Consider the following 1,161-nt stretch of genomic DNA (forward strand, 5'->3'; position numbering starts at 1 on the left):
GGCATGCCTCACCGACTCAGGCCGGCTGCTGCTGGTCCTCGGCGGCCTCGGCGACATGCTCCGCGCCCCATGGGTCGCCGCCACAAGCAAACAACGGATCATCGCGGGCCCCGCCGCCGAGCGTTCGGAAGATGTCCGCGAGCTGCTCGCACTGACCGCCGCTGGCCGCTTCGATCCGGTGATCGATCGTCGTTTCCGAGTCGAGGAGATCGTCGAAGCACACCGGTACGTCGATACGGGCCGGAAACGCGGAAACGTAATCGTGGAGTGGGACGCAAGTTGACAGCGGCGTAGGGGGCTTCGCGTCACGGCTCGTCTGCGGGCGCCGCAACCGGCTTCTGCTTCGCGGGCGTCTCACGGTCGATAAACTCGCGCCAGTACGCGATCTTGTCGCCATCAAGACGCAGGACGATCGCATCGTCGGCGAGCGATTCGTTGGCGCCCTCGGCGTCATGCTCCGACCAACGCCACAGCACCACGCCCCACGAGCCATCGACCAGCACGCGCTCGATCTCGACCGACGCCACCTGCCCCGTGGCGAAGTAACCGGCCGCCGCGCCTCGAATCGCCTTTCGCCCGCGCCACCGGTGCCCTGGCACGATGAACTCCGCGTCGGCGGTGAAGGACGCCGCTACAGCGTCGGCGTCGCCGGCCGACCACGCGGCGGCTTGCTCGTTGACAAGCCGCTCGATCGTGGGGCGCGTCTCGGCGTCGGCAGACGCTGTTTCCGCCACGGTAAACATCAAGACCGCACAGGCTAACGCGATCGGCCGCCAGTAAGCCATAGTCGCTCTCGCAAGTTCTAATGAGGGTAGCCCAGGGGAATCGAACCTGGGTCGCCGAAGGCGACAAGAGGTTACCGTGATGGTGCCGCCGACTCACTACGACGCCTCTTGTGGCTTGGCCACCCCGGTTCAAGAACCGGGGCCACCCACCATTATGGCAAGGACGGAGAAATCACAGCATTCAGGCGACTACTTCCGTCGCTGCCTATGGAGGTACGTGTTGTTAGGCCGTGCTTCTCCAGAGCTGTCGCAAGCGCGCTCGCTTGATCCGACAGGTCGTCAGTACATGTAATCGCTACGTCCACGCCTTGATGAGGCAGCCCGATCGCAGACGCGACTCGGTTCGCCCAGCCAACAGCATTCAAGGCACTCGTTA

General features: G+C 64.8%; 2 protein-coding genes. One reads left to right on the plus strand and one right to left on the minus strand.

Annotation, left to right across the window (positions count from 1 at the left end):
- A partial coding sequence (locus tag LYNGBM3L_RS13130) for a zinc-binding dehydrogenase (RefSeq protein ID WP_008183753.1) occupies positions 1-283 on the plus strand: 283 nt, incomplete at its 5' end.
- A 22-nt stretch (positions 284-305) separates the two neighbouring features.
- On the opposite strand, the gene LYNGBM3L_RS13135 is transcribed toward LYNGBM3L_RS13130, so the two are convergent.
- Entirely contained in the window at positions 306-785 is a 480-nt protein-coding gene (locus tag LYNGBM3L_RS13135; protein ID WP_008183755.1) for a nuclear transport factor 2 family protein, read from the minus strand.
- Positions 786-1,161 lie beyond the last annotated feature (376 nt).

The sequence above is a fragment of the Moorena producens 3L genome (genome assembly GCF_000211815.1).
GTDB lineage: Bacteria > Cyanobacteriota > Cyanobacteriia > Cyanobacteriales > Coleofasciculaceae > Moorena > Moorena producens.